Consider the following 23,803-nt stretch of genomic DNA (forward strand, 5'->3'; position numbering starts at 1 on the left):
GATCCGGGCTCGGCGGCGGGTCACTTGGGTCTCGTCTCTCTGTGGGCGTGCGCCGTCGGGCTTCCTATCTGTGGAAAGAGACTCGGTGGACATCTCACTTGAAGTCAATGGTGCGAGCGAGCGGTTGAGTGTCGGGCCTGGCGTGACGTTGCTGGATGCGTTGCGGGAGCGGCTGGGGATCACGGGGCCGAAGAAGGGGTGCGATCGGGGGCAGTGCGGCGCCTGCACGGTGCATGTGGGTGGGCGGCCGGTGTTGGCCTGTTTGACCTTGGCGGCGACGGTGAGGCAGCCGGTTACGACGGTGGAGGGGCTGGCCGAGGGCGACGAGTTGCATCCGGTGCAGCGGGCGTTCGTGGAGCGGGACGCGCTGCAGTGCGGGTTCTGTACGCCGGGGCAGGTGATGTCGGCGGTTGCGGCCGTTGAGCAGGGGGTTGCGGACGTGCGGGAGTTCATGTCGGGGAACCTCTGTCGGTGTTCGGCGTATCCGAACATTGTGGCGGCGGTCGAGCAGGTGAGGCGGGCCGATGCGTCAGTTTGAGTTGAGTGCGCCGGCGAGCGTTGAGGCCGCGGTTGCGGGGGACGGGGCGTTTCTGGCGGGTGGGACCACGTTGGTGGACCTGATGAAGCTGGACGTGCTGACGCCGGCGCGGGTGTTGGACATCAATGGGCTGTCGTTGCATGGCATTGACGTCGGTGATGGGCTACGGGTCGGTGCGTTGGAGCGGATGAGCGATGTGGCCGCGCACCCGGGGGTGTATCCGGTGATCTCGCGGGCGTTGCTGCTCAGTGCGTCGCAGCAGCTGCGGAACATGGCGAGCATCGGCGGGAACCTGTTGCAGCGGACGCGGTGTACGTACTTCCGGGATGTGGCCATGCCGTGTAACCGGCGGGAGCCGGGGAGCGGGTGTCCGGCGGTCGCGGGGGCGAACCGGATGCATGCGGTGTTGGGTACGAGCGAGCACTGTGTGGCGACGCATGCCAGTGATCTGGCGGTTGCGCTGGTCGCTTTGGATGCGGAGGTTCGGCTGGTCAGCGCCGCAGGTGGGCGGACGGTCGCGCTCACGGACTTCTACCGGCAGCCGGGGGAGTCGCCCGAGGTGGAGAACGTGTTGCGGGACGGTGAGCTGATCACTGAGGTCAGGGTTCCGGGGCTGGACTGGGCGGCGGAGCGGTCCACCTACGTCAAGGTGCGTGATCGGCAGTCGTACGAGTTCGCGCTGTGCTCGGCGGCGGTGGCGTTGGACGTCGAGGGTGGCCGGGTCGTGGATGCACGGGTGGCCGCCGGCGGGGTGGCGACGGTGCCGTGGCGGTTGGGCGCGGTCGAGGAGGCGTTACGGGGGGCGCCGGCGACGGTGGAGTCGTTCGAGCGGGCGGCGTCGGTGGCGGCGGACGGGGCGCGGCCGTTGGCCGGGAACGGGTTCAAGGTGTCGTTGTTGAAGCGGACGGTGGTCCGCGCGCTGCTCGAGGTGACAGAGGGGAGCCGTTGATGACCAGCAGGCTGGATGGCCCGCTCAAAGTCACCGGAGAGGCCCGGTACGGGGTGGACCACAACCTTCCCGGGATGGCGTACGGGTATCTCGTGCTGAGCACGATCGCGCACGGCGAGATCGCGACGATGGACACCTCGGCGGCTCGGAGCGCGCCGGGGGTGCTCGGGGTGTACTCGCCGTTCGAGCCGCTGGAGCTGTGGACGCCTAGCTCGCCGCTCATGGGCGAGACGTGGGTTCCGTTGCAGGACAAGGAGGTTGCCTACTACGGGCAGCCGATCGGGTTCGTGGTGGCGGAGACGTTCGAGCAGGCTCGGGACGCGGCGGCGCTCGTTGAGGTCAGGTATCACGAGCGGGCGGCGCTGACCTCGCTGGAGGATGGGCTCGACACGGCCGAGGACGCGCCGCCGCCGCATCGGGAGGAGCCGCCGTCGATCAGCGTCCTCGCGGACGGTGTGGAGTCCATCGAGGACGCTCTGGCGGCGAGCCCGGTGGTGGTCGAGGCGACGTATCGGACGGCGACGCAGAACCATGCCGCGATGGAGCCGCATTCGGCGGTCGCGGTGTGGGGCTCGGAGGGGCTGACCGTCTACAGCGGGAACCAGGGGTCCAACCTGATGGCGGCGGAGCTGGCCGGGGCGTTGGACGTTGATCCGTCGTCGGTGCGCGTGATCAATCCGTTCGTGGGCGGGGCGTTCGGGGGGAAGGCGCGGACGTCGGCTCCGGCGTTCCTGGCCGCGGCCACGGCCAGGGTTCTGAGGCGGCCGGTCAAGGCGTCGCTCACCCGGGAGCAGGTGTTCACCGCTACGGCGGGGCGCGCGGCGACGGTGCAGAAGATCTCGCTCGGGGCGGAGCGTGACGGGACGCTGGTCGCGGTGCGGCACGACTCGTGGTGCAGCACCGCGATGGATCGGTCGTTCGTGGAGCCGACGTCGCATGGTACTTCGCGGGAGTGGTATGCAACTCCGAACCTGGCGATCAGCCAGAAGATGGTGCCGTTGAACATCCCGCCGACGACGTTCATGCGTGCGCCGGGCGAGGCGCCAGGGTCGTTCGCGTTGGAGAGCGCGATCGACGAGTTGGCGGTCAAGCTGGACATGGACCCGATCGAGCTGCGGATGCGGAACAACTCGACCGCGCCGCCCGGCAAGGACCTGCAGTGGTCGAGCAAGCATCTCGACGAGTGCTTCCGGATCGGCGCGGCGCGGTTCGGCTGGGCCAACCGGTCGGCATGCGGGCGCATGGACGGGGATTGGCTGGTCGGTCTGGGGACGGCCACGGCGATGTTCCCGGCCATCCGGTTCCCGGCCACGGTCGAGGTCACCTTGGAGGCGGACGACACGGCGGTGGTCGCGACCAGCGGGGCGGACCCGGGGACCGGGCTGCTGACGGTGCTCTCCCTGGTGGGGGCCGAGTCGCTGGACATCTCGCCGGAGAGGGTCACGCCGCTGCTGGGTGACTCGGTGCTGCCGCCGGGGGGTATGTCGGGCGGCTCGACGGCGACGGCGAGCGCGGGCACCGCGATCATGATCGCGGCGGCCAAAGTGATCGACGAGCTGTTGGCGCTGGCGTCCGGGCCGGACGGGCCGTTCCAGGGTATGGACGTCTCCTATGCGGACGGCCAGGTGCTGGACGGCAACGGTCGGGCGATGACGTTCGGCGAGGTGCTGCGGTCGGTGGGCCGGCCGGCGGTGTTCGCGACGGGGTCGTCGGCGCCGGGCGAGGAGTTGACCAAGCACTCGTTCAGCTCGTTCGGCGCGCAGTTCTGCGAGGTCCGGGTGCACAGGTGGACGCGCGAGGCGCGGGTGTCGCGGATGCTCGGGGTGTTCGACTCCGGGCGGATCATCAACCAGCAGACGGCGCGCAGCCAGATCATGGGCGGCATGATCTGGGGGGTGTCGGCGGCGCTGCACGAGGGGTTGGAGATCGAGGGGAACGGGCGGCTGGCCAACGGTGACCTTGCCGGCTACCTGGTTCCGGTGAACGCGGACATCCCGGATGTGGACGTCCAGTTCGTGGAGTATCCGGACACGCTGCACAACGCGGTCGGGGCGAAGGGGCTGGGCGAGATCGGGATGGTGGGCATGGCGGCGGCCATCGCCAACGCCATCTACAACGCCACGGGCGTCCGGGTTCGGCACATTCCGATCATGATCGAGGACCTGCTGGACGAGTGAGGCTGAGCTGGAAGCGGGTGTAGGTGTCCAGGTCGGCGACCGGGCGGAAACCTAATCGTTCCAGGACGGCGACGCTCTTGGCGTTGCCGTGGGTGACGCCGGCGAAGATGTCGGTGGCGTCCAGGGCGGTGCGGGCGTAGTCGATCAGGGCGGCGCAGGCGGCGGTGGTGTAGCCGCGGCCGGTGTGTTCTTCGTCCAGCCAGTAGCCGATGGAGTAGCGCGGTGGGTCCACCGGGTTGAGGTCGGCGCGGCCTATGAGCCGGTCGTTCAGCCAGATGCCGTAGCGGATGTTCTGGTCGGGCGGGGCTTCGAAGTAGTCGGAGACGCTGTCCGGGGTGGCGCGGCGTTCGTCCTGGTGATCGCCGTGGCGGCTGATGTGGGCGCGGTTGCGGTCCAGGATCGCGTAGTAGTCGTGGGCGTGCTGTTCGGTCAGTTCGCGCAGGACCAGGCCGGGGTGCGAGGTGGACAGGTCGGGGTGGCTCGGGCCGGCGGGCGGATCCTGGTCGCCCGGGTCGGTCGGCGTTCCGATGTCGATCACCTCGGTCGGGGTCGGGTCGGTGGGGCGGTCATGATCACATCGGACGGGTCGGGGGGCGAGCTTCGACACCCGGTTTGGTGAGTCGGGGCTAGTCGGGCGGTAGCCGATACACCGACCAGACGGTCGGGGTCCGCATGTCTCATGATCGGCGCCGTCTGGTATCTGTTCGTGCTCGGAACGAGTTCGTGTCGCGGCGACCGCGGTCGATTGGCGCGCCGATGTCGGAGGGGGACCTATGGCTGTATGGATGGTTCGCTGCGGCAAGCGCGGTGAGGGCGGGGAGACCCTGGCGCTCGAGAAGGGCGTTGTCGGCATCGGCTGGGGAGAGCTGGGCGATCTGACCGGCCTCGCGTCCCTCGATGAGGTGCGAGAACGTGTGGCCGCTTCGTATCCCAACGAGAAGCCGGGGACTCTGGAGAACTGGTCGCGTCAGGTCAACACGTTCCTGAACTGGATCAAGCCTGAGGAGATCGTCGCCCTGCCCCTCAAGGAGAGTCCGTCCGTCGCCTTCGGCCGTGTGACCGGTGAGTACCGGTACGACGCCACGGCTCCGCCGCCGTTGATGCATCAGCGCTCGGTCGAGTGGGTTCGGGAAGACGTTCCACGGCACAACATCCAACAGGACCTTCTCTATTCTCTTGGCGCATTCCTCACGGTATGTCGGATATCTCGAAATAATTCCGAACAGCGAGTCTTGGAAATTCTGCGGAGCGGCCTGGACTCGGGTCCGGGAAACGGTCACGTTGAGGACGTCGTCGAGGATTCCAAGTCTGGTTTTTCTGACATCGGCCAGTTGGGTCGAGACCAGATAGAGATTTTGATTGGGAATAGGTTCAAAGGTCACGATCTCGCCCGTCTGGTGGGTGAGATTCTGAAATGTGATGGGTTCGTCGTTGACGTCTCCCCCGCGGGGCCTGACGGCGGGGTCGATATTCTCGCCGGCGAGGGGAGGATGGGTCTTGAAGGGACGCGGCTCGCGGTCCAGGTCAAGTCTGGTGCGACGGTCTGTGATGCGCCGACCCTCCGACAACTTCAAGGCGTGATGAGCAATTTTGGTGCAACCCATGGGCTCCTGGTTAGCTGGGGCGGGTTCACGAAGGCGGCGAAGGTGGAGTCCCGCCGCCTTTTCTTTCAGGTCCGACTGTGGGATTCTGGCGATGTAATCGATCGGGTTCAGTCGCTGTATGAAAGTTTCCCTCCGGAGTTGAGAGCGGAGATTCCGATCAGGCGGATTTGGACGGTGGCTGTCGAGTCCGACTAGCTTGAGGAGTGTCGGGTGAGCGTCGAGGAGATCCGGGTCAGGGATGAACCCGTCGGTGACGGGCAGCACCTGCTGATTTCTACGCACGCCTGGTGGAGCGGGTCGTACAGCTTCCTGTCCGAGGGGCGGGAGGGTGTTCCTCGGTTGCGCTACATGTGCTTGGTCGAGCACCGCCGTGACCTCTGGATTCCGGCGGACCCTGCCGATGACTGGCTGCTCGACCGTCGACGCACCGGCCGGCGGATCTGGTTACTCGGCTCCGAAAAGCAGGCCCGAGCCGACGGCATCGACCTCGACAACAGCCACAATGCCTACCTGACCGACGGGCGGCGTCGGGCCGCATACGGGGACTTCTACCCCCGCGCCGGCAGCCCGCCACAGCCGCGGCAGGGGCGGTGGACACAACCCGACCGAGACTTTCTCGCCGCCTTGCCGCGCGACGCCGGCGAGATGCTGCGACGGCTGGAACGAGACAGCCGCAACAGATCACCGTCCGCGCCGTTCCGGTATGCCGTTGACCTTCTGCGCAGCGGCCTGGCCCCGGCCGAGATCCGCGCCGTCGTCTATCGGGCGCTGCGAGGACTCGACGGGATCGAGCCCCTCCGCCGGACAACCGACGTCGACGGAAGAACCTGCCTCGCCCTGCCGCACCAGACCGCCAGGGAACGCCACGAGCTGCTCATCGACCCGAACACCGGTCTCTACGCGGGCGAACGAACGACAGTCATCGACGACTCGGGGTCGGTTCCCGCGGGTACGGTCACCTCAACCACCAGCGCTCTTATCGGCGTCGTCGACCGCCTTGGCGACATCCCCGAAGAGATGAACGCGCAACGCCGCGACGGCACACCATGAGCCGAGGGCGGGAGTTGGTGCGCGAGCTTGATCCGTTGGCGTTTCCGGAGCGGGAGCGGCGGCTGGCGGCCGTTGCGCGCGAGCTTGATCCGGTGGGGCTGCGGGCGTTGGTGTCGGAGCTTGCGGACGGTGGGGGGTACGGGCGGGCGCTCGGGTTGCGGCTGGCCGTCATCGGTGGCGACGGCGGGTACGTCGAACAGTGCCTGACCTCGGCGGATACCGGGTTGCGGCGGCGGGCGTTGGTCGCGGCGGTGCGGATGGGGGTGGCGGCCGAGGCGGTCGTCGAGCTGGTCGACGAGCTGCCGGCGGCGTTGCGGCGGGCGCTGTACCAGGCGGTTCGGGCGCATGGGCGGACGGAGTTGGCGGAGTCGCTGCTGGCCAGGGTGCGCGGGCGGTTCGGCGACGCGGAGGCCGCGGCCGTGCTGCCTGGCTGCTCGGGGCGGACGGTGGCGGCGGTCCTGCCGGAGCTGAGCCACGCGGTGGGGAGCTGGCGCGCGCTCGCGCGGCGGCATACCGGCGTGCTGCTCGACCACCTGGAGGACGAGCTGGGTCGGACGCCCCGGGTGCACTGGTCGGCGCTGTGGGCCCGGGTCGGTGGGGCGGTGCTGGTCGAGGCCGCCGCGACCGAGCCGGAGCGGGTGTTCGGGCTGCTGGAGCGCACGGCGGGCGAGGTCGCCATCCCGGCTCGGCTGCGGCGCACGATCGGCGGCCTGGCCAGGCACGACCCGGCGCGGCTGTTGCGGCTGCTGGTCGATCCGCGCCGGGTGGGGCCGGTCCCGGGCGGTCGACGGCTGTGGCGGGCGTTGGCTGGCGCGGGCGATGAGGACCTGGTCGCGCTGGCGCGGGTGTTGGGCGGTCGGCAGCTCGTAGCGTTTCTGCACTGGTTGCCGCCGTCGCGGCGGGCGGCGGTGTATGCGGGCGCGGTCGGCGAGCGGGATCTGGTGGCCTACGGGGTGCCGCTGGGTGCGTTGGACGAGCTGCCGTGGTGGGCTCGGGACGCCGAGGCGCGGCGTCTGCTCGCGTTGCGCGTTGTCGCGGACGATCCGGACGTGCGGCTCGCGGTCACGGCGCGGACCCGGTGGGAGTCGGCGGCGCCGGTGCTGGCCGAGGCGATCCGGCGGCCGCTGGCGGAGGAGCGCGCCCGGGCGTACAGGCTGGACATCGCGGCGGCCGCGGCCACCCGGGACCCGGAGCTGTTCGGCGGGCACCTGGCCACGCTGACCCGGCTGCGCAACGAGCAGGACCCGGTGCGGGCGGCCGCCCTGGAGGCCCTCGCCGCCGTCCCGCCGTGGCTGTTCCGCACCGGAGACGTGCCGGTGCTGGCCGGGCTGATCACCGATGCCTCGCAGGCGCGGGACTGCTCCTGGCAGACCAGGTCGGCGGTGAACCGGCTGGCCACCCGGCTCATCCGGGAGGGCGCGGCGACCCGGCGCCCGGCGCTGGCCGACCGCGGGCTGGACGCGCTGGGACGCTTCGGTGGCCAGGTGAGCGTGCCCGGGCTGGCCGGGCTGGACCGGGAGCTGCCGCGCGGCGCCGAGCACGAGGTGTTCGCCGCGCTGCGGCCCAGGATCGAGGCCGACGCGCGGCGCGGGTTCTTCGGCGTGGCGCTCGCGCTGGCCGCCGGGCTGGGGCGGCGGGCGTGGCGGATGCCGGAGCTGCAGGAGTACGTCGACCGGGCGCGGCGGGCGCCGAACGACAGCACGGTGCGCGAGGCGGTCCGGCTGTGGCTCGCGCCGCCGGCGAGCCGGGCCGAGCGGGTCGAGCGGGTGCTGCGCGACGACCGCTCGACGATCACGATTGACGCGGTGCGGGACGCCGTGGGTTGGCTGCGGACGGATCTGCTCGACCAGGTGCTCACAGCGGACGCGCGCGGGCGGTTCCTGGCGCGCGGGGTGCGGTACGTGCCCATGTTCCGCCGGTGCTTCCACGCCTGGCTGCCCCGCCAGTGCGCGCGGTATCGGGAGCTGCTCGCCGAGCTGGCCGGTGACGAGCAGGTGCCCCAGCACGAGCGGGTGCGGGCGATCGGCTCGATGCGGGCGCTGCCGGGGTCGACGGCGACGCTGCGCCGGCTGGCCGGGGCGAAAGAGGTCGCCGATGCGGAGGCCGCGCTGGCGGCGTTGGCCTGGACCGAGGAGCCCTCGGACGTGCTGGCCGAGCTGCTGGCACTGGCCGACACCGACCGGGCACGGGTGGCGGTGTACGCGGCGACCCGGTGCGCGCGGTTCGTGGCGCCCGGACCGCTCGGCGGGATACTCGCGCCGGTGCTGTCCGCGCCCAAGGTGACCGCCCGCAAGGAAGCCGTGCGGCTCTGCGCCGAGCTTCGGGTGCCGGGCGCGCCCGCGCTGGTCGGGCGGGTGTACCGGGCGCCGGGCCAGCACCGGGACGTGCGGCGCGCGGTGATCTCGGCGTGCCGGCTGCTGCTGGACGAGCCGGCCGCGTGGGAGGTCCTGACCGATGCCTCGACCGCCGAGCCCGCGATCTCGACGGCCCTGCTGGAGACCGCGCCGGACGGTGTGCCCGAGCGCCACCGGGGCCGCTACACCGAGCTGGTGCGTGCGGTCGCGGCCTCGGCGGACCCGGACACCGCGCGGCGCGGGCTGGGGGTGCTGCCGAGCTGGAGCCGCTGGGACGCCGCCGGGCCCGGGTTCCTGGTACCGCTGGTCACCGACCTGGCGTCGACGGCGACCTGGCGTCACGCCCTCACCGCGCTGACCACCGTCGCCGCCACGACCGGCGATCCGGCCCCGGTGCTGGCGGCCGCGAGCGGCCTACTCGCCGGGGGCGACGCCGACGGGCATGGCCCGGACCGTGACCGTGACCTGCCCGCCCGGCAGCGGCTCCAGGCACTGGCCGGGGAGGTCGCGGCGGCCGCCGCCCACGACACCGGCCGCCCGCTGGCCACCGCGCTGTCCGCGCTGCTCGCCGACGAGCCGCACCGCGCCACCGCCGTCGAGCTGGCGCTGGCCGCCGTGCCCTGGGAGGCGGCCGACCCGGCGCCGTTGCTCGCCGCGCACGAGTTGGCCGCGAGCGCGGTACTTCGGGCGCGGGCCACCGGTGCGCTGCGGTCCGGGCTGGGTTCGGTGGTGTCCCGGTTGCCGTCGGACCGGCTGTTGGCGATGGCGCGCGGGCTTGCCGAGGATGCCCCGATCTTCGCGGTCGCCGTGGTCGGGGTGGCGGGCGCCGAGGCGGGCTGGCAGCGGCCGTGGCGGGACCTGTTGGATCGGCTGCGTGATCACCCCGACCCGGACGTCCGCCGGGACGCGCTGGACACGTTCACCGGTCGCGAGTAGGCCACTTCGCACCAGTGGGTGACGGTGACATCGTCGCCGACGGCGAGCGTGCCGGCCGGGGGGCGGGACGACGAACCTTGGCACCGAAGGACACCCCCGCCGGTGGTGGCGCGGCGGTTGTGACGGTGTGCTGAAACCCGCGACTCGGTGTGTTCACACGCCCGACTCGCGGGGGGTTAGGGCGTGAGCTGGCGTGCCACGGCGAGGGGGCCGGGTTGGTCGTGCTGGTGTAGGACGCTGAGGACTACCTGGTCGGCGCCGGCGCGGAGGTGTTCGTTCACGCGGGCTTTGATCGTGTCGGTGTTGCCCCAGGCCACGAGGGCGTCGACGAGGGGGTCGCTGAGGGTGGAGATGTCGTCGTCGGTGAAGCCCATTCGGCGGGCGTTCTCGGGGTAGCCGCCGACGCCGCCGAGCAGGAACCGGAGGGGGCCTCGGGCGGTTTCTCGGGCGGATTCCGGGTTGGTGTCCAGGACCACCATCTGGTCGATGACGAGTGTGGAGTCGGGGCCGAGGAGGTGGCGGGCGTGCGCGGTGTAGGCGGGCGTGACCAGTAGTGGGACGGCGCCGGCGGATCGGTCGCGGGCGAGCGCGAGCTTGCGCGGGCCTAGGGCGGCCAGGATTCTGCGGTGCGCGGGGACCGGGGGGTCGGAGGCGTCGAGGCGGTCAAGGAACTCGTTGAGCGCGCGCAGCGGTCGCGGTGCCTGCGGGCCGCCGAGGCCGACCAGGAGCCGGCCGGGGTGGGTGGCTTCGAGGCCGGCGTAGAGGTCGATCACGTCGTCGGGAGTGTAGGAGCCGAGCTGGATGATCGCGGGCGCGACCGGGATGGCCATGGTGGCGCGGACGAGCTTCGCCAGCGGGTCGAGGGTGGTGAGCTGGCCGCCCGCCACCCAGATCGCGGAGTAGCCGAGCTTCTCGATCTCGATCGCGGCGTCCAGGTAGGAGTCGTCCTCGGACACCTCCAGCGCCACGCCGATCGGTCCCATGTCGAGTGTCGTCATTGGTCCGAGGCTAAGACCTGAACATAACTTCAGGTCAAGGCGTCGGGGAGGTGTCCTTGAGCTCGATCTCGACGAACGCCAGGAAGGCGTCGCCGGTGTTGACCACGTCGTGTTCGGCGCCGGCGGCGCGGGCGTAGGACTGGCCGGCGCGCAGTTGGGAGACGGTCACCGAGCCGTCCGAGGCGTGCGCGCTGATCTGGCCGTCGACGACCGGGACGACCACGTAGTCGTGCTCGTGGCGGTGGTGGCCGGTGCGGGTGCCGGGCTCGAAGTCCCAGCGGGTCACCCGCACCTGGTGGTCGTCGTGCTGGACTGTGGCGCGCGCGGTGGTCGTCATCGTGGTCAAGGATAGGTCTTGCGCGTGCGGTCAGGCCCGGGACGTCTTCCTCCACGACGAGAACGAAGGAGAGGAGCGCACCCGGCGGCTGCTGGGGATCGTGCTCGACGGGCTGCGCGCCTAGAGTGGGCTGCGTCATAGCCCACACGGGTGAGAATCGGTTCTCCATCATGAAGGATGCACTTCGACTAGAGCCCACGCCGGCGAGCCCGGGCCCTGCCGGCGGCGTTCTCGCGGCGTGGGAACGGTTCGTACAGGGCGATGATCAGGTTCGGGGCGTCCGGCCCGAGGTGGTGCTGTCCTGGCAGCGGTGCCGCGAGCGGTACCAGGTCGATCCGCACCTGGCCGAGGTGCCGGTGGCGGCCGGGCGGGTCGAGCACACGCTCGAGCACGACATGGTGTTCACCGAGCTGGGCGGCCGCGCGGTGTCGGTGACGCCGGAGGTGGACAGCCTGGGCGGCATCGTCACGGTGACCGACGCCAGCGGCCGGATCCTGGCCGCCTGGGGCCACCCCGGCACGCTCGCCAGGGCGCACGACTCCAACCTGGCGCCGTGGTTCTGCTGGTCGGAGTGCACGGCGGGCACGAACGGCATGGGCACCGCCCTGGAGGCGCACGGCCCGGTCGTGATCAGGCGCGCGGAGCACTGGTGCCAGGCGTTCCACAACTGGGTGTGCGCGGGCATCGCGGTGCGCGACGTGGTGACCAGGGAGCCGATCGCGGTGCTGAACATCTCCTGCTGGCGCACCCAGCTCCCGCCGGCCGCGGTCGGCTGGCTGGCCAACGCGGTCAGCCGGACGCAGTGGACGTTGCGCAAGCGCGCCAGGGACAGCGGCCTGGAGCTGGTCACCGCGTTCACCAGGGCCAAGGCGCGCTCGGGCGCCGCGCTGGCCGCCGTGGACACCGCCGGCAAGGTGGTGATCGCCGACGAGGCGGCCAGCGCGCTGCTGGGCGTCCCCGGCTCCACCCCGGCGGTCGACCCCACGCTGCGCTGGAACCCGGGGCTGCCCGACCTGGCCGGCGTGGCCAGGTACGCCAGCAAGCACGCCGCGCACGACCCCGACTGGGTCGGCGCCACGCAGGTCCTCACCCGCCCGGCCGCCGAGCCGACCTCGCTGGGCATCCGGCCGGTGTTCGCGTCCGGTTGCCTGGTTGGGAGCCTGATCTCGTTCGGCGTCGCCGACGGGGAGCGGTTGCCGCAGGCCCAGGGCTCGGCGAACCCAGGCGCGCAGCCGCGCCGGGTGGTGGCGATGCAGGACAACCGCATGGTGCTGCTGCGCCCGCGCGAGGTCAGGTTCGCCGAGTCGGACGGCAACGACGTGTGGCTGTCCACCGACGAGGGCCGGTTGCGCGCGGCCTGCCACGGCCTTGACCGGCTCGGCGGCGAGCTGGCCGACGCCGGGTTCCTGCGCGCGCACCGCCGCTACCTGGTCAACCTCGGCCGCGTGCGGGAGGTCGAGCGCGGGTACAAGGGCGAGCTGTTCCTGGTCATGGACGGCCGGGCGAACGAGAAGGTGCCGGTCTCGCGCCGCAACGCGCCGACCGTGCGCCGGGCACTGGGGATCTGAGCCGTGTCCGGGACCTACGACACGGTCGTCGGAGTCACGAACCGGGGCGCCGTACCGCACCCGACCCGGGGCGACCCGAACCGTTTCTGGTGGCCGCACCGGCTCAACCTGAGCATCCTCGCCAAGAACCAGGCCGACCCCATGGGGCCGGGCTTCGACTACGCCGAGGAGTTCGCCGCCCTCGACCTGGCCGCCGTGCGCCGCGACATCGAGACGACGCTGACCACCTCGCGGGACTGGTGGCCGGCCGACTTCGGCCACTACGGCCCGCTGGTGATCCGGATGGCGTGGCACGCGGCGGGCACCTACCGCATCCAGGACGGGCGGGGCGGCGCCGGCGCCGGCATGCAGCGGTTCGCGCCGCTGAACAGCTGGCCCGACAACCGGGGCCTGGACAAGGCGCGGCGGCTGCTCTGGCCGGTGAAGAGGAGGTACGGGCGCGCGCTGTCCTGGGCGGACTTGATGATCTTCGCGGGGACCGTCGCGCTGGACATGATGGGCCTGAGGACCGTCGGGTTCGCGGGCGGGCGGGTGGACGTCTGGGAGTCCGACGAGGACGCCTACTGGGGTCCGGAGGGCACCTGGCTCGGCGACGAGCGCTACACCGGCATCCGGGAGCTGGCCAGCCCGCTGGCGGCCGCCCAGATGGGCCTGATCTACGTCAACCCGGAGGGTCCGAGCTCGGTGCCGGACCCGGTCACGGCCGGCCGGGACATCCGGGAGACGTTCCGGCGGATGGGGTTCGACGACGAGGAGACGGTCGCGCTGATCGCGGGCGGTCACACGTTCGGCAAGACCCACGGCGCGGCCCCGGAGAGCCACCTCGGCCCGGAGCCGGAGGGCGCGCCGCTCCACGAGCAGGGCCTGGGCTGGCGCAGCGGCTTCGGTACGGGCACGGGCGCGGACGCGATCTCCAGCGGCCTGGAGGGCACCTGGACGCCCACCCCGACGAGGTGGGACAACTCGTACCTGGAGACCCTGTTCGGGTACGAGTGGGACGTGGCACTGAGCCCGGCCGGCCGGTGGCAGTGGGTGCCCAGGGACGGCGCCGGGGCGGGCACCGTTCCGGACGCCCACGACCCGTCGAGGTCGCACGTCCCGACGTTCCTGACGACCGACCTTGCGCTGCGGTTCGACCCGGTCTACGAGCCGATCGCCCGGAGGTTCCTGGCCGACCCGGACCTGCTCGCGGGCGCGTTCGCGCGGGCCTGGTTCAAGCTCACCCACCGCGACCTGGGGCCGGTCACGCGCTACCTCGGGCCGTTGGTGCCGAGCGAGACGCTGGCCTGGCAGGACCCGATCCCGGCGGTGGACCACGAGCTGGTCTCGGCGGCGGACATCGCCGAGCTGAAGGGCCGGATCCTCACCTCCGGGCTGTCGGTGTCCGAGCTGGTCCGCGTCGCGTGGGCGTCGGCGTCCACGTTCCGGGGCAGCGACCGGCGCGGCGGGGCGAACGGGGCGCGGATCCGGCTCGACCCGCAGCGCGGCTGGGAGGTCAACGAACCCGACATGCTGGCGCGGGTGCTGCGCACGTTGGAGGGGATCCGGGAGGCTTTCGAGAAGAGGATCTCGCTGGCCGACCTGATCGTGCTGGGTGGCTGCGCGGCGGTGGAGAAGGCGGCGGGCATCGAGGTGCCGTTCGACCCCGGGCGGATGGACGCCTCGCCCGAGCTGACCGACGCGGAGTCGTTTGCCGCGCTGGCACCGGCCGCCGACGGGTTCCGGAACTACCGGGGCAAGGGCGCCCGGCTGCCGTCGGAGTACCTGCTCCTGGACAGGGCCAACCTGCTGACCCTGACCGCGCCCGAGATGACGGTCCTGGTGGGCGGCCTGCGGGTGCTGGGCGCGAACTACCAGGGGTCCGCGCTGGGCGTGCTCACCGACAGGCCAGGGGCGCTGACCAACGACTTCTTCGTCAACCTGCTCGACGCCGGCACCCGGTGGGAGCCGATCTCCGAGGACGCCTTCGAGGGACACCGCGGCCGGGTCGGGTGGAAAGCCAGCCGGGTCGACCTCGTCTTCGGCGCGAACGCCGAGCTGCGGGCGCTCGCCGAGGCCTACGCCTGCGACGACGCGGGCGAGAAGTTCGCCCGTGACTTCGTGGCCGCCTGGCACAAGGTCATGAACCTGGACCGGTTCGACCTTTGAACGGTGCCGAATCGCGTACGAACGGTAGCTGTCGGCGAACGAACGGTACGGGCGGGCGCCCGCCCTTGCCGGTGTGATTCGCCCAGCGTACGGTATTTGAGACGGAATTTGGCGGCCAAACGGAAGTCGCCGTTTTTTGGTGCCGCCGTCAACTCTCTGAATGAGTCTCATCAACAAATGTGACAAAGAGTCGGGGATCAGGAGGCGAAGCTCGATGACGAGCATCGCGCACGAGCGGTCCGACCTGCTGAGCAAGCTCGGTCTGGACGCTCAGAACAAGGCAACGCTGGGACGGGTGCTGGCGACCGGAAACGTCGCGCAGGCCACCGAGAGGGCCGATGGGCGCATGCAGGCCCAACTCCGAATTCGACCCGATGAGCTCACCTGGGATCCCTCGATCCTGGTCATGCCGCACGGGGGTGACATCGATATCGAGCTCATCAACGACGACCTGAACACGCACTGCGCACTGCTGCCGAGCAATGGCGACCGGCAGTTCATCTGGTTGGTGAACCATTCGCGCGGCAGGGCCACCCTCAACCTGGACGGGCCGGGCTGCTACTGGTTCAGCTCCCCCACCGGCAATGACGAAGGCCGGGGGCTGACCGGGGCCATCGTCGTGTTGGGCGACGTTCCGCCGGAGGCCCGCCTGGACCGTCCCGACCAGCCGCGGCCGTAGGAGGCGCTCAACGATGACAGTCGAATATGTGGACGCGGGACAGGCGATCAACCAGTCGGCACTCAGCGGCGTCGGCGGCAGGGCGCCCCGGGTGGCCCGGGACGTCACCTATGAACGCATTCTCGACGCGCGTTCGGAGCCTCAGAACTGGCTCACCTACTACGGCGCCTACAACGGGCAGCGCTACAGCCCGCTGGACCAGATCACCACCGAGAACGTCGGGCGCATGGTGCCCGCGTGGATCTTCCAGGCCGGCGCGACCGGGATCCAGGCGGGCGCGTCCACCTATGCCTTCGAGGCCGCCCCGATCGTCGTCGACGGGGTCATGTTCCTCGCCGGCTGGGACGGCTGGGTTTGGGCGCTGGACGCCAAGGTCGGCACCGAGCTGTGGCGCTACAAGCACGAGACCCCGTTCGACGTGTCGCTGTGCTGCGGCAACGTGAACCGAGGGGTGGCGGTGGCGAAGGGGAAGGTCTTCGTCGTCACCCCGAACGCGCACGTGCTCGCGCTGGACGCGGAGACCGGCAAATGCGTCTGGGACCGGACCTACGGCGACGTGCGGGCCGGGGAGAGCGGCACGGTGGCGCCGCTGATCGTGAAGAACATGGTCATCGTGGGCAGCTCCGGCGGTGAGTTCGGGGTGCGCGGCCACCTCGACGCGTTCGACGTGGACAGCGGCGAGCACGTGTGGCGCTGCTACATGGTCCCGAAGCCCGGCGAGCCCGGCTCGGAGACCTGGCCCGCCGACGGCCAGGCGTGGGCCCGCGGCGGCGCGAACTGCTGGATCACCGGCACCTTCGACCCGGAGACGAACCTGCTGTACGTGGGCACCGGCAACCCGGCGCCGGACTTCGACGGCGGCGTCCGCGAGGGCGACAACCTCTACACCGACAGCATCGTCGCGGTGGACGTCGACGCCGGCCAGATCCGCTGGCACTACCAGTGCACCCCGCACGACCTGTGGGACTACGACAGCACGATGGAGTGCATCCTGTTCGAGCAGGACGGGCGCCGGCTGCTCGGGCACTTCGACAAGAACGGCTACTTCTTCGTCGTGGACCGCACGGACGGATCGTTGGTGCAGGTCACGCCGTTCGTGGACCGGATCGACTGGGGTGCGATCACCAGGGACGGCCGGGTGACGGCCGCGAAGTACCCGGACAAGGAGGGCGAGCCGGTCCACTTCTGGCCGGGGCCGGCGGGTGCGAAGGAGTGGACGCACGCGTCGTACAGCCCGAGGACCGGGTTGTTCTACGTGCCGGTGCAGGACGTGGGTGCCACGGCCACGCGGCGGCGGCGGGAGTTCAAGGAGAGCATCCCGTACTGGGGGGCTGGGGTTCAGGTCGACGCGGACAACATGGCCGGGTCGGTGAGCGCGTTCGACGCCAACGGCGAGGAGCGGTGGCGCTGGCGCAACGAGATCCCGATGTGCGCCTCGACGCTCGCCACCGGGGGCGACCTGGTGTTCGCCGGCGAGCCGTCCGGGGAGTTCAACGCGCTGGATGCGCGGTCCGGCGAGCTGTTGTGGCAGTTCCAGTGCGGCAGCGGCCACCACAGCAGCCCGACGACGTACATGGTCGACGGCCGGCAGTACGTGGCCGTGCCGGTCGGCTGGGGCGGCTGGGTCGAAGGGTTCCTGCCCGGAATGCTCGGCGCCGGCCACGGCAGCGCGCTGATCGTCTTTGCGCTTCCGGAGTCGTGATCTACAAGAGCAGGAGGTGAGAGCCGCATGGAGTCCGCGTGGGAGACCCCGGAGTTCGAAGAGATCGCCGTCGCACCCGAGGTGACCATGTACGTCGCTCAGCTGGACGACTAGCCGGAGGAGTCGGGCGGCGCCGGACGCTGTGGTTCGGCGCCGCCCGGACACGGAAACTTTAGTCAGAGGGTTATTCACGAATCGCCTCCGGCGATCAAACCGCCTGATCCAGCCACTCGGACGAGCCTCCGGCCCGCCCTCGCGTCAGGAGCGTGAACAACCCTCCGGAGGGAGCCTGATGACAGCCGTGATGGCCGGCGTTTTCGTCGAGGAGCTGCGCTCGCAGTCCGCGCGCTACCACGATCGGCATCCGTTCCACGTCAGGATGAACGCCGGCCGGTTGAGCCGGAGCCAGATCCGCGGCTGGGTGGCAAACCGCTTCTACTACCAGGAGAACATCCCCCGCAAGGACGCCGCGATCCTGTCCAACTGCCCCGACCCGGCGGTGCGGCGACGGTGGGTCCGGCGAATCCTCGATCATGACGGCACGGCCGGCGGCGAGGGCGGCATCGGGGCCTGGCTGCGCCTCGGCGAGGCGGTCGGACTGGACCGCGAGGAGCTGCTGGACGGGCGGCACCTGGTTCCGGGGGTTCGGTTCGCCGTGGACGCGTACGTGAACTTCGCTCGCACGCGGCCGTGGGTGGAGGCGGTGGCCTCGTCGTTGACCGAGCTGTTCGCGCCGGACCTGATGGCCGAGCGGCTGGCGGCGTTCGAGCGCCACCACCGGTGGATCGACCGAGGCGGGCTTGCCTACTTCCGGAATCGGCTGGAGCAGGCGCCGCGCGACAGCGAACACGCGCTGGAGGTGGTGACCGAGCGCTGCCGGACGGCCGAGGAGCGGGCCCGGGCGGTGGCCGCGCTGTCGTTCAAGTGTGACGTCCTCTGGAGCGTGATGGATGCGATCGACGGTGCGTACCCGGACTGAGCCGCCGCGACTGGCGCCGCACGTCCGGCTGGTGTTCGACCGGGCGCGGGGGCGGCACGTGCTGCTGGGGCCGGAGTCGGTGGTGGTGCTCAACCGGACGGGCGCGGACATCGTCGGCCTGTGCGACGGGCGGCGGACGGTGGCGGAGATCGCGGCCGGACTGCGCGGGCGCTACGACGACGCCGTGGAGGACGAGGTGTACGAGTTCCTCGACCGGCTGGTGGCCCGGCGCTGGGTGGTGGTGGACGATGGATAGGCCGTTCGGGCTGCTGGCCGAGCTGACCTACCGCTGCCCGCTGGCCTGCGCGTACTGCTCGAACCCGGTCAACTACGGCGACTACCGCGACGAGCTGACCACGCGCGCGTGGAGGCGGGTGCTGGGCGAGGCCGCCGATCTGGGTGTGCTGCAGCTGCACCTGTCCGGCGGCGAGCCGCTGCTGCGCCGCGACCTGGTCGAGCTGGTACGGACGGCCACCGGGCTGGGCCTGTACACGAACCTCGTGACCAGCGCGCTGGGCCTGTCGCGGCGGCGCGCGCACGAGCTCAGGGCGGCCGGGCTGGACCACGTGCAGATCAGCGTCCAGGCCGACGAGCCGGTGCTGTCCGACCGGATCGCCGGCATCTCCTCGTTCCGGCGCAAGGTGGCGGCGGCGCGGCTGGTGAAGGAGCTGGGCTGGCCGCTGACCGTGAACGTGGTCCTGCACCGGCAGAACATCGACAGGATCGCGGCCGTGCTCGACCGGGCCGAGGAGCTGGCGGCCGACCGCGTCGAGCTGGCCAACACCCAGTACTACGGCTGGGCCCGGCTCAACCGCGGCGCGCTGCTGCCGAGCCGCGCGCAGCTCGAACGGGCCGAGGCGGTGGTGCGCGCCGCGCGCGAGCGCCTGGCCGGGCGGATGGAGGTCGTCTACGTCCTGCCCGACTACTACGGCAGGTACCCCAAGCCGTGCATGGGCGGGTGGGGGCGGCGCCAGCTCACCGTGGCGCCCAACGGCGACGTGCTGCCCTGTCCGGCCGCCCACTCGCTGCCGCTGCCGCGCGCGAGCGTGCGCTCGCGGCCGCTGGACTGGATCTGGGCTCACGCGCCGGTGTTCGAGGCGTATCGGGGCACCGACTGGATGCCCTCGCCGTGCCGGGGTTGCTCGCGTCGGGAGATCGACTTCGGCGGGTGCCGCTGCCAGGCGTTCCAGCTCACCGGCGACGCCGCGCGCACCGACCCGGCCTGTCACCTCTCGCCCGACCACGGGATCGTCGAGCGAGCGGTGGCGGCCGCCAACGACGGGACGCGGCCGGCCGGGGAGGCGCTCGTCAACCGAACACTATCGGCAGCGCAATCGCCGCGGCGATGAGCGCGATGCCGCTCAACAGATCGGAGCGAATATGAATGAGGCGGGCGGCGGCCCGTCCCAGTTGTAACCCAACCAATGACATCACCGCCGTGGTGACACCGAAAGCGGTGGCCGAGATCCACGGGGGAAATCCGAGCAGGCCCAGGCTGGCGCCGGCGAGCAGGTTGTCCAAACTCAGCGAGAACGGAATGCCGAACAACGCCCACGGGTGGTCCAGGTCGTCGGGTTCTGGATTCCGCAGCGCGTTGATGAGCAGGTACAGGCCGTACCCGCCCAGCGCTATCGAGCCCACATACTCGGCGACCGGGCCGACGGTATCGCCGACATAGCCCCCGACCAGCAGGCCTACCAGCGGCATCACCCCGTCCCAGAGCCCGAACATCAGCGCCACCTGCACCGCCCGGCGGAATCCGAACGGCACGGTGCCGAGCGCTATGGACGCCCGGAAATTGTCCAGGCTGAGCACGAATCCGAGGACGACGAGTTCGACGATCATGGCCACCGTCCGGTGTTCCGATACGTTCGAAACACCGATGTTAGTTCGTCATCGCTCGGTATTCAATGTGCTTTGTCTGTTTCGGTGGAGCAGTCGCAGGGCGAGCAGTCCGCCTATTCCCGGGATGACCGCGGACCATTTGGCGCCCGTCGATGCGGCCGGCACCATCAGGGCGGCGGCGATGACGACCAGATAGGCGGTGCCGTGCAGCGGGCCGAACAGCGCCGAGACCGCCCGGGTGTGGACGGTGGCCAGGTTGACCAGCAGGACGGCGAGTGTGACGGCCTCGGCGGCGGCCGCGATCCGCAGCGCGCGCTCCATCCTCACACCCCCGTGGTCGAGCCGGGGCGGATGATCATGAGGACGACGACCACCGCCCAGATGATGTTGAAAAGGCCGGTGAGCATGGCCAGCCGGCCCGGGTCCGGCGTCGATGCCGCGAGCATGCGCCGTTGTGCGGGCAGGATGGCCAGCGCGAGGATCGCCGCCGCGAGGGCGGTCAGGATCACGGACGCGACCAGCCACGGGTCGGTGAGCACCCGCAGTTGTGCGCCCGTCGCGATGCCGAACACCGGCACCGCCACGCCGGCCACCGCGTAGCCCCGGCAGATCCGGTGCAGCAGCGCGGCGACACCGGAGCCGGGCTCGGGCTGGCGCGCGAACCGGGGGAACAGCGATGCGGCGACCGCGATCGGCCCGACCACCAGGATCACCGCGAGGACGTGGACGGACAGCAGGAACTTGGTCACCGGGCCACCGGTTGCGGGTAGAGCCGGGCCATCTCGGCCATGGCGAGGTCGCGGACCGGCTGGGAGGCCTTGCTCATGTGGCCGGAGTCGAACGGCGGCCGGGGGTCGTACTCGATCATCAGTTGGACGGCCTCGGCCCATTCCCGGCCCTGGACCTCGCCGGCCAGCCAGAGCGCGAGGTCGATCCCGGCGGACACACCGGCCGAGGTGACGATCTTGCCGGAGTGCACGATGCGCTCGTCGGGGCGCGGCTCGGCGCCGTAGTTCGCCAGCAGGGGCAGCGCGATCCAGTGCGAGGTCGCCGGCCGGCCGGCGAGGATCCCGGCCATGGCGAGGAACACCGAGCCGCCGCACACCGACGTGGTCCAGCTCGTCCCCGGGTGCACCCGGCGCAGCCAGTCGACCAGCTCTTCGGTGATCGACGTCTGGAGTGGCATGCCAGGGACCAGCACCAGGTCCGGCGACGGGGTGTCGGCGAAGGTGTGGGTGGCGCCCAGCGTCAGCACGCCGCTGTCGGTGAGCACCGGGCCCGTCTCGTTGCTGACGAACCTCACGTCCACGCCGGGCATGATCCTGAGCACCTCGTAGGGGCCGACCACGTCCAGCGCGGTGAAACCTGGCCCGAGGACCATGGCGATCCGCATCGTTCCTCCGCTGTCGTTGGTGGCGACGACGCTAGCCAGCGGTGGCGGGCGCGAGAAGTAGCTGGATTGCCACCTTCCAACAGATTCTAGCCAGCTCTCCTGAGCTGCGACGATAGGTGAAAGACCTGTTCAGAAAGTTGGCAAGGGCAGGTCATGTACGTAGATTGTGGCCATGCACACGGTGGCCATCCTGGTCCTGGACGGGGTCCTCGCGTTCGACATGTCCACGCCGATCGAGGTGTTCACCCGCACCCGGCTGCCCGACGGCCGCGCCGCGTACCGGGTCCGGGTCTGCGCCGCCACCGAGAGCGTCGAGACTCAGACGTTCACCCTCCGGCCGCACTGGGGGCTGGAGGCGCTCGCGGACGCCGACACGATCATCCTGCCCGGCCGCGACGAGTCCACGGCGTCCACGCCGGTGCCGGCCGAGGTCCTCGACGCGCTGCGCGACGCCGCCGCCAACGGCACCCGGATCGCGTCCATCTGCGTCGGCGCGCTCGTCTTCGCCGCCACCGGGCTGCTGGACGGGCGGCGCGCGACCACGCACTGGCTGGCCGCCGCGACGCTCGCCGAACGCCACCCCGCGATCGACGTCGACCCCGACGTGCTCTACGTGGACAACGGCCAGTTCCTCACGTCCGCCGGCGGCGCGGCCGGGCTCGACCTGTGCCTGCACATGATCCGCCGCGACCACGGATCCGCCGTGGCCGCCGACGCCGCCCGGATCGCCGTCATGCCGCTGGAACGCGAGGGCGGCCAGGCCCAGTACATCGTCCACGACCAGCCGCCGACCCCGCGCGGCTCGGACCTGGAGCCGCTGCTGAACTGGATGGAGGACAACGCCGCGCGCGAGCTGACCCTGCCCGAGGTCGCCGCGCACGCCGGCATGAGCATCCGCACCCTGAACCGCCGCTTCCGCGAGCAGACCGGCACCACGCCGCTGCAATGGCTGCACCGCGCCCGCGTCCGCCAGGCCCAGTACCTGCTCGAAGCCACCACGCACCCGATCGACCGGATCGCCAGCCAGGTCGGCTTCGGCTCGCTGACCGCCTTCCGGGACAGGTTCAAGCGCGTGGTCGGCACCAGCCCGCAGACCTACCGGGCGGCCTTCCAGTCCGGGGGCTGAGCCAGGCTCAGAGCGGCAGCTTGTAGCCCAGGTGGCTGGCGGTAAAGCCGAGGCGCTCGTAGAAGCGGTGGGCGTCGGTGCGTGTCTTGTGTGTGGAGAGCTGGACGAGCACGCAGTCGCGGGCGCGCGCCTGGTCGATGACCCATCGCATCATCGCCTCGCCCACCCCGCGGCTGCGCACGGAAGCGGCCACCCGGACGGACTCGACCTGGGCTCGTAGCGCTCCCCGGTGGGACAGGCCGGGCAGCCAGGAGACCTGCAGGGAGCCGACGACGGCGCCGTCGAGGGTGGCGACCGCCAGCAGCTCCGAGGGATCGGCCTCGATGTCCGCGAACGCCTTCTCGTACGGCGCCAGGTCGTCGGGGGACTCGCGGGCGGCGCCGAGCACGTCGTCGGCGAGCATCGCGACGATCGCGGGGAGGTCGGCCGCCGTTGCGGGTCGCATGATCACGGTGTCTGTCACTCGCACACCTGGATCCTCCATCACCGCCCGCGCCGTCGCCGAGGTGACCGCGCCGTCGCCGAGGTGACCGCGCCGTCGCCGAGGTGACCGCGCCCTCGCCGAGGTGGCCGTGGCGTCGCCGAGGTGACCGCGGAGCCGTCCGTCACCCACAAGCGCCTCACTAGACCGACGGTCGGTCTAGTCCGCTACCACGGCAACATGCCGCGCTCGTTGAAGAAGCCGCCGGTGGGGCCGTCCACCTGGGTCGCGAGGTCGACGATCACGGCGGCGCCTTCGGTGACTGTGCGGGTGCCTCGGTGGGCGGTCATGTCGGTGGCGGTGTAGCCGGGGGTCACGGAGTTGATCCGCACGTGCGCCAGCGCGGGGTCGCCGGCGAACGCGCGCGCGTACTGGAGGGTGAGCATGTTCAGCGCGGACTTGGAGCTGGTGTAGATCATCCGGCGGTCGGCGTCGCCGCCGAAGTCAGTGCCCTGGCCGGTCAGGCTCAGCGACGCCGTCGTGCTGGAGACGTTGACGATCCGTGGGGCGGCGGACGCGCGCAGCAGCGGCAGCAGCGTGCCGATCGCGGTGACCACGCCGAACACGTTGACCTCGTAGACCTGCCGCATCCCCTCGGCGGTGACCTCCGTGGCGGGGGCCTCGAGCGCGGCGCCCGCGTTGTTGACCAGCACGTCGAGCCGCCCGTACTCGCGGCGGATCCGCGAGGCGACGGCCGCGACGGTGGCCGGATCGGTGACGTCCAGCGGCACCGGGGTCACGATGACCCCGTCCTCGGCGAGCTCGTGCGCCATCCGCTCGCCCCGGCCCGCGTCGCGGCTGCCGGCGAGCACCTCCATGCCCCGCCCGGCGAGCTGGCGCGCTGTCTCCCTGCCCAGGCCCTTGTTAGCGCCGGTCACCAGCGCGACCTGCGTGTCGGTCATGGTCCTCCTTCGTCCGCCCTTGTCGCCACCGTACAAC

General features: G+C 71.2%; 25 protein-coding genes. 16 read left to right on the plus strand and 9 right to left on the minus strand.

The window, feature by feature from the left end:
- The first annotated feature begins 85 nt into the window (after positions 1-85).
- From N912_RS0136145 to N912_RS0136155, 3 genes are read left to right on the plus strand one after another with little or no spacing between them, the layout of a single operon-like run.
- Complete coding sequence (locus N912_RS0136145; protein WP_028926263.1) at positions 86-538, plus strand: (2Fe-2S)-binding protein; 453 nt, start codon at positions 86-88, stop codon at positions 536-538.
- On the plus strand, positions 525-1,487 hold the full coding sequence (locus tag N912_RS0136150; RefSeq protein WP_028926264.1) for an FAD binding domain-containing protein: 963 nt from the start codon (positions 525-527) through the stop codon (positions 1,485-1,487). Before N912_RS0136145 ends, N912_RS0136150 begins: the two co-directional genes overlap by 14 nt.
- On the plus strand, positions 1,487-3,664 hold the full coding sequence (locus N912_RS0136155; protein WP_028926265.1) for a xanthine dehydrogenase family protein molybdopterin-binding subunit: 2,178 nt from the start codon (positions 1,487-1,489) through the stop codon (positions 3,662-3,664). The genes N912_RS0136150 and N912_RS0136155 overlap by 1 nt, the downstream gene beginning before the upstream one ends.
- Here the strand turns inward: N912_RS0136155 and N912_RS65340 are convergent.
- Positions 3,636-4,202 (minus strand): GNAT family N-acetyltransferase, encoded by a 567-nt coding sequence (locus N912_RS65340; RefSeq protein WP_211261519.1) that lies wholly within the window; start codon positions 4,200-4,202, stop codon positions 3,636-3,638. The two genes, N912_RS0136155 and N912_RS65340, sit on opposite strands and share 29 nt — an antisense overlap.
- 235 nt (positions 4,203-4,437) lie before the next feature.
- Here N912_RS65340 and N912_RS0136165 point away from each other — a divergent pair, with 235 nt between their 5' ends.
- The 3 genes from N912_RS0136165 to N912_RS0136175 are packed head-to-tail and all read left to right on the plus strand — an operon-like array spanning position 4,438 to position 9,608.
- Positions 4,438-5,463 (plus strand): restriction endonuclease, encoded by a 1,026-nt coding sequence (locus N912_RS0136165; RefSeq protein ID WP_028926266.1) that lies wholly within the window; start codon positions 4,438-4,440, stop codon positions 5,461-5,463.
- A gap of 15 nt (positions 5,464-5,478) precedes the next feature.
- Complete coding sequence (locus N912_RS56830; RefSeq protein ID WP_051581288.1) at positions 5,479-6,318, plus strand: hypothetical protein; 840 nt, start codon at positions 5,479-5,481, stop codon at positions 6,316-6,318.
- A 17-nt stretch (positions 6,319-6,335) separates the two neighbouring features.
- Entirely contained in the window at positions 6,336-9,608 is a 3,273-nt protein-coding gene (locus N912_RS0136175) for a hypothetical protein (protein ID WP_156994257.1), read from the plus strand.
- A 176-nt stretch (positions 9,609-9,784) separates the two neighbouring features.
- Here the strand turns inward: N912_RS0136175 and N912_RS0136180 are convergent, their stop codons facing one another.
- Positions 9,785-10,606, minus strand: coding sequence for a TIGR03620 family F420-dependent LLM class oxidoreductase (locus tag N912_RS0136180; protein WP_028926268.1), 822 nt, complete (start codon positions 10,604-10,606; stop codon positions 9,785-9,787).
- Between the two features lie 34 nt (positions 10,607-10,640).
- Positions 10,641-10,943, minus strand: a complete 303-nt coding sequence (locus tag N912_RS0136185) for a cupin domain-containing protein (RefSeq protein ID WP_028926269.1) — start codon at positions 10,941-10,943, stop codon at positions 10,641-10,643.
- Between the two features lies 1 nt (position 10,944).
- On the opposite strand from N912_RS0136185, the gene N912_RS66585 reads away from it, so the two are divergent.
- The 9 genes from N912_RS66585 (at position 10,945) to pqqE (ending at position 19,368) form a co-directional block, all read left to right on the plus strand.
- The gene (locus N912_RS66585; RefSeq protein WP_281176335.1) at positions 10,945-11,067 is read left to right on the plus strand and encodes a hypothetical protein; all 123 of its coding nucleotides are present in this window, start codon (positions 10,945-10,947) and stop codon (positions 11,065-11,067) included.
- Between the two features lie 46 nt (positions 11,068-11,113).
- Positions 11,114-12,511, plus strand: coding sequence for a DNA-binding protein (locus N912_RS0136195; protein WP_028926270.1), 1,398 nt, complete (start codon positions 11,114-11,116; stop codon positions 12,509-12,511).
- 3 nt (positions 12,512-12,514) lie between these two features.
- A complete protein-coding gene (gene katG / locus N912_RS56835; RefSeq protein WP_051581289.1) occupies positions 12,515-14,659 on the plus strand; it encodes a catalase/peroxidase HPI in 2,145 nt (714 codons plus the stop codon).
- A 214-nt stretch (positions 14,660-14,873) separates the two neighbouring features.
- Entirely contained in the window at positions 14,874-15,338 is a 465-nt protein-coding gene (locus N912_RS0136205; protein WP_028926271.1) for an MSMEG_3727 family PQQ-associated protein, read from the plus strand.
- Positions 15,339-15,351: 13 nt separating this feature from the next.
- A complete protein-coding gene (locus N912_RS0136210) occupies positions 15,352-17,040 on the plus strand; it encodes a PQQ-dependent dehydrogenase, methanol/ethanol family (RefSeq protein ID WP_028926272.1) in 1,689 nt (562 codons plus the stop codon).
- Positions 17,041-17,067: 27 nt separating this feature from the next.
- A complete protein-coding gene (pqqA, locus tag N912_RS56840) occupies positions 17,068-17,154 on the plus strand; it encodes a pyrroloquinoline quinone precursor peptide PqqA (protein ID WP_037068397.1) in 87 nt (28 codons plus the stop codon).
- A gap of 178 nt (positions 17,155-17,332) precedes the next feature.
- Positions 17,333-18,019 (plus strand): pyrroloquinoline-quinone synthase PqqC, encoded by a 687-nt coding sequence (pqqC, locus tag N912_RS0136220; protein WP_028926273.1) that lies wholly within the window; start codon positions 17,333-17,335, stop codon positions 18,017-18,019.
- Positions 18,003-18,275, plus strand: coding sequence for a pyrroloquinoline quinone biosynthesis peptide chaperone PqqD (gene pqqD, locus N912_RS0136225; protein WP_342670890.1), 273 nt, complete (start codon positions 18,003-18,005; stop codon positions 18,273-18,275). The genes pqqC and pqqD overlap by 17 nt, the downstream gene beginning before the upstream one ends.
- Positions 18,268-19,368, plus strand: a complete 1,101-nt coding sequence (pqqE, locus tag N912_RS56845; RefSeq protein ID WP_037068399.1) for a pyrroloquinoline quinone biosynthesis protein PqqE — start codon at positions 18,268-18,270, stop codon at positions 19,366-19,368. The genes pqqD and pqqE overlap by 8 nt, the downstream gene beginning before the upstream one ends.
- On the opposite strand, the gene N912_RS0136235 is transcribed toward pqqE, so the two are convergent.
- From N912_RS0136235 to N912_RS56850, 4 genes are read right to left on the minus strand one after another with little or no spacing between them, the layout of a single operon-like run.
- Complete coding sequence (locus N912_RS0136235; protein ID WP_028926275.1) at positions 19,328-19,864, minus strand: manganese efflux pump MntP; 537 nt, start codon at positions 19,862-19,864, stop codon at positions 19,328-19,330. The genes pqqE and N912_RS0136235 overlap by 41 nt on opposite strands.
- Before the next feature lie 48 nt (positions 19,865-19,912).
- Positions 19,913-20,185: a DUF3817 domain-containing protein gene (locus tag N912_RS0136240; protein WP_028926276.1), complete on the minus strand. Its 273-nt coding sequence runs from the start codon at positions 20,183-20,185 to the stop codon at positions 19,913-19,915.
- A 2-nt stretch (positions 20,186-20,187) separates the two neighbouring features.
- Positions 20,188-20,613: a hypothetical protein gene (locus N912_RS0136245; protein ID WP_028926277.1), complete on the minus strand. Its 426-nt coding sequence runs from the start codon at positions 20,611-20,613 to the stop codon at positions 20,188-20,190.
- Positions 20,610-21,257 carry a DJ-1/PfpI family protein gene (locus N912_RS56850; protein WP_037068402.1) on the minus strand — a complete coding sequence of 216 codons (648 nt, stop codon included), beginning with the start codon at positions 21,255-21,257 and terminating at the stop codon, positions 20,610-20,612. The genes N912_RS0136245 and N912_RS56850 overlap by 4 nt, the downstream gene beginning before the upstream one ends.
- 172 nt (positions 21,258-21,429) lie before the next feature.
- Here N912_RS56850 and N912_RS0136255 point away from each other — a divergent pair, with 172 nt between their 5' ends.
- Positions 21,430-22,383: a GlxA family transcriptional regulator gene (locus tag N912_RS0136255; RefSeq protein ID WP_028926278.1), complete on the plus strand. Its 954-nt coding sequence runs from the start codon at positions 21,430-21,432 to the stop codon at positions 22,381-22,383.
- A gap of 7 nt (positions 22,384-22,390) precedes the next feature.
- On the opposite strand, the gene N912_RS0136260 is transcribed toward N912_RS0136255, so the two are convergent.
- Entirely contained in the window at positions 22,391-22,846 is a 456-nt protein-coding gene (locus N912_RS0136260) for a GNAT family N-acetyltransferase (RefSeq protein WP_028926279.1), read from the minus strand.
- Between the two features lie 185 nt (positions 22,847-23,031).
- The gene (locus N912_RS0136265; protein WP_028926280.1) at positions 23,032-23,766 is read right to left on the minus strand and encodes an SDR family NAD(P)-dependent oxidoreductase; all 735 of its coding nucleotides are present in this window, start codon (positions 23,764-23,766) and stop codon (positions 23,032-23,034) included.
- Positions 23,767-23,803: the final 37 nt, after the last annotated feature.

The organism is Actinospineispora acaciae DSM 45401 (genome assembly GCF_000620785.1).
Classification (GTDB): domain Bacteria; phylum Actinomycetota; class Actinomycetes; order Mycobacteriales; family Pseudonocardiaceae; genus Pseudonocardia; species Pseudonocardia acaciae.

Excerpts from the sequence above, each read along its gene's own strand:
- N912_RS0136150 (WP_028926264.1), top strand. The coding sequence starts at position 525 with ATGCGTCAGTTTGAGTTGAGTGCGCCGGCGAGCGTTGAGGCCGCGGTT.
- N912_RS0136155 (WP_028926265.1), top strand. The coding sequence starts at position 1,487 with ATGACCAGCAGGCTGGATGGCCCGCTCAAAGTCACCGGAGAGGCCCGG.
- N912_RS0136165 (WP_028926266.1), top strand. The coding sequence starts at position 4,438 with ATGGCTGTATGGATGGTTCGCTGCGGCAAGCGCGGTGAGGGCGGGGAG.
- N912_RS0136180 (WP_028926268.1), bottom strand. The coding sequence starts at position 10,606 with ATGACGACACTCGACATGGGACCGATCGGCGTGGCGCTGGAGGTGTCC.
- N912_RS0136185 (WP_028926269.1), bottom strand. The coding sequence starts at position 10,943 with ATGACGACCACCGCGCGCGCCACAGTCCAGCACGACGACCACCAGGTG.
- N912_RS0136195 (WP_028926270.1), top strand. The coding sequence starts at position 11,114 with ATGAAGGATGCACTTCGACTAGAGCCCACGCCGGCGAGCCCGGGCCCT.
- N912_RS0136205 (WP_028926271.1), top strand. The coding sequence starts at position 14,874 with ATGACGAGCATCGCGCACGAGCGGTCCGACCTGCTGAGCAAGCTCGGT.
- N912_RS0136210 (WP_028926272.1), top strand. The coding sequence starts at position 15,352 with ATGACAGTCGAATATGTGGACGCGGGACAGGCGATCAACCAGTCGGCA.
- pqqA (WP_037068397.1), top strand. The coding sequence starts at position 17,068 with ATGGAGTCCGCGTGGGAGACCCCGGAGTTCGAAGAGATCGCCGTCGCA.
- pqqC (WP_028926273.1), top strand. The coding sequence starts at position 17,333 with ATGACAGCCGTGATGGCCGGCGTTTTCGTCGAGGAGCTGCGCTCGCAG.
- pqqE (WP_037068399.1), top strand. The coding sequence starts at position 18,268 with ATGGATAGGCCGTTCGGGCTGCTGGCCGAGCTGACCTACCGCTGCCCG.
- N912_RS0136235 (WP_028926275.1), bottom strand. The coding sequence starts at position 19,864 with ATGATCGTCGAACTCGTCGTCCTCGGATTCGTGCTCAGCCTGGACAAT.
- N912_RS0136240 (WP_028926276.1), bottom strand. The coding sequence starts at position 20,185 with ATGGAGCGCGCGCTGCGGATCGCGGCCGCCGCCGAGGCCGTCACACTC.
- N912_RS56850 (WP_037068402.1), bottom strand. The coding sequence starts at position 21,257 with ATGCGGATCGCCATGGTCCTCGGGCCAGGTTTCACCGCGCTGGACGTG.
- N912_RS0136255 (WP_028926278.1), top strand. The coding sequence starts at position 21,430 with ATGCACACGGTGGCCATCCTGGTCCTGGACGGGGTCCTCGCGTTCGAC.
- N912_RS0136265 (WP_028926280.1), bottom strand. The coding sequence starts at position 23,766 with ATGACCGACACGCAGGTCGCGCTGGTGACCGGCGCTAACAAGGGCCTG.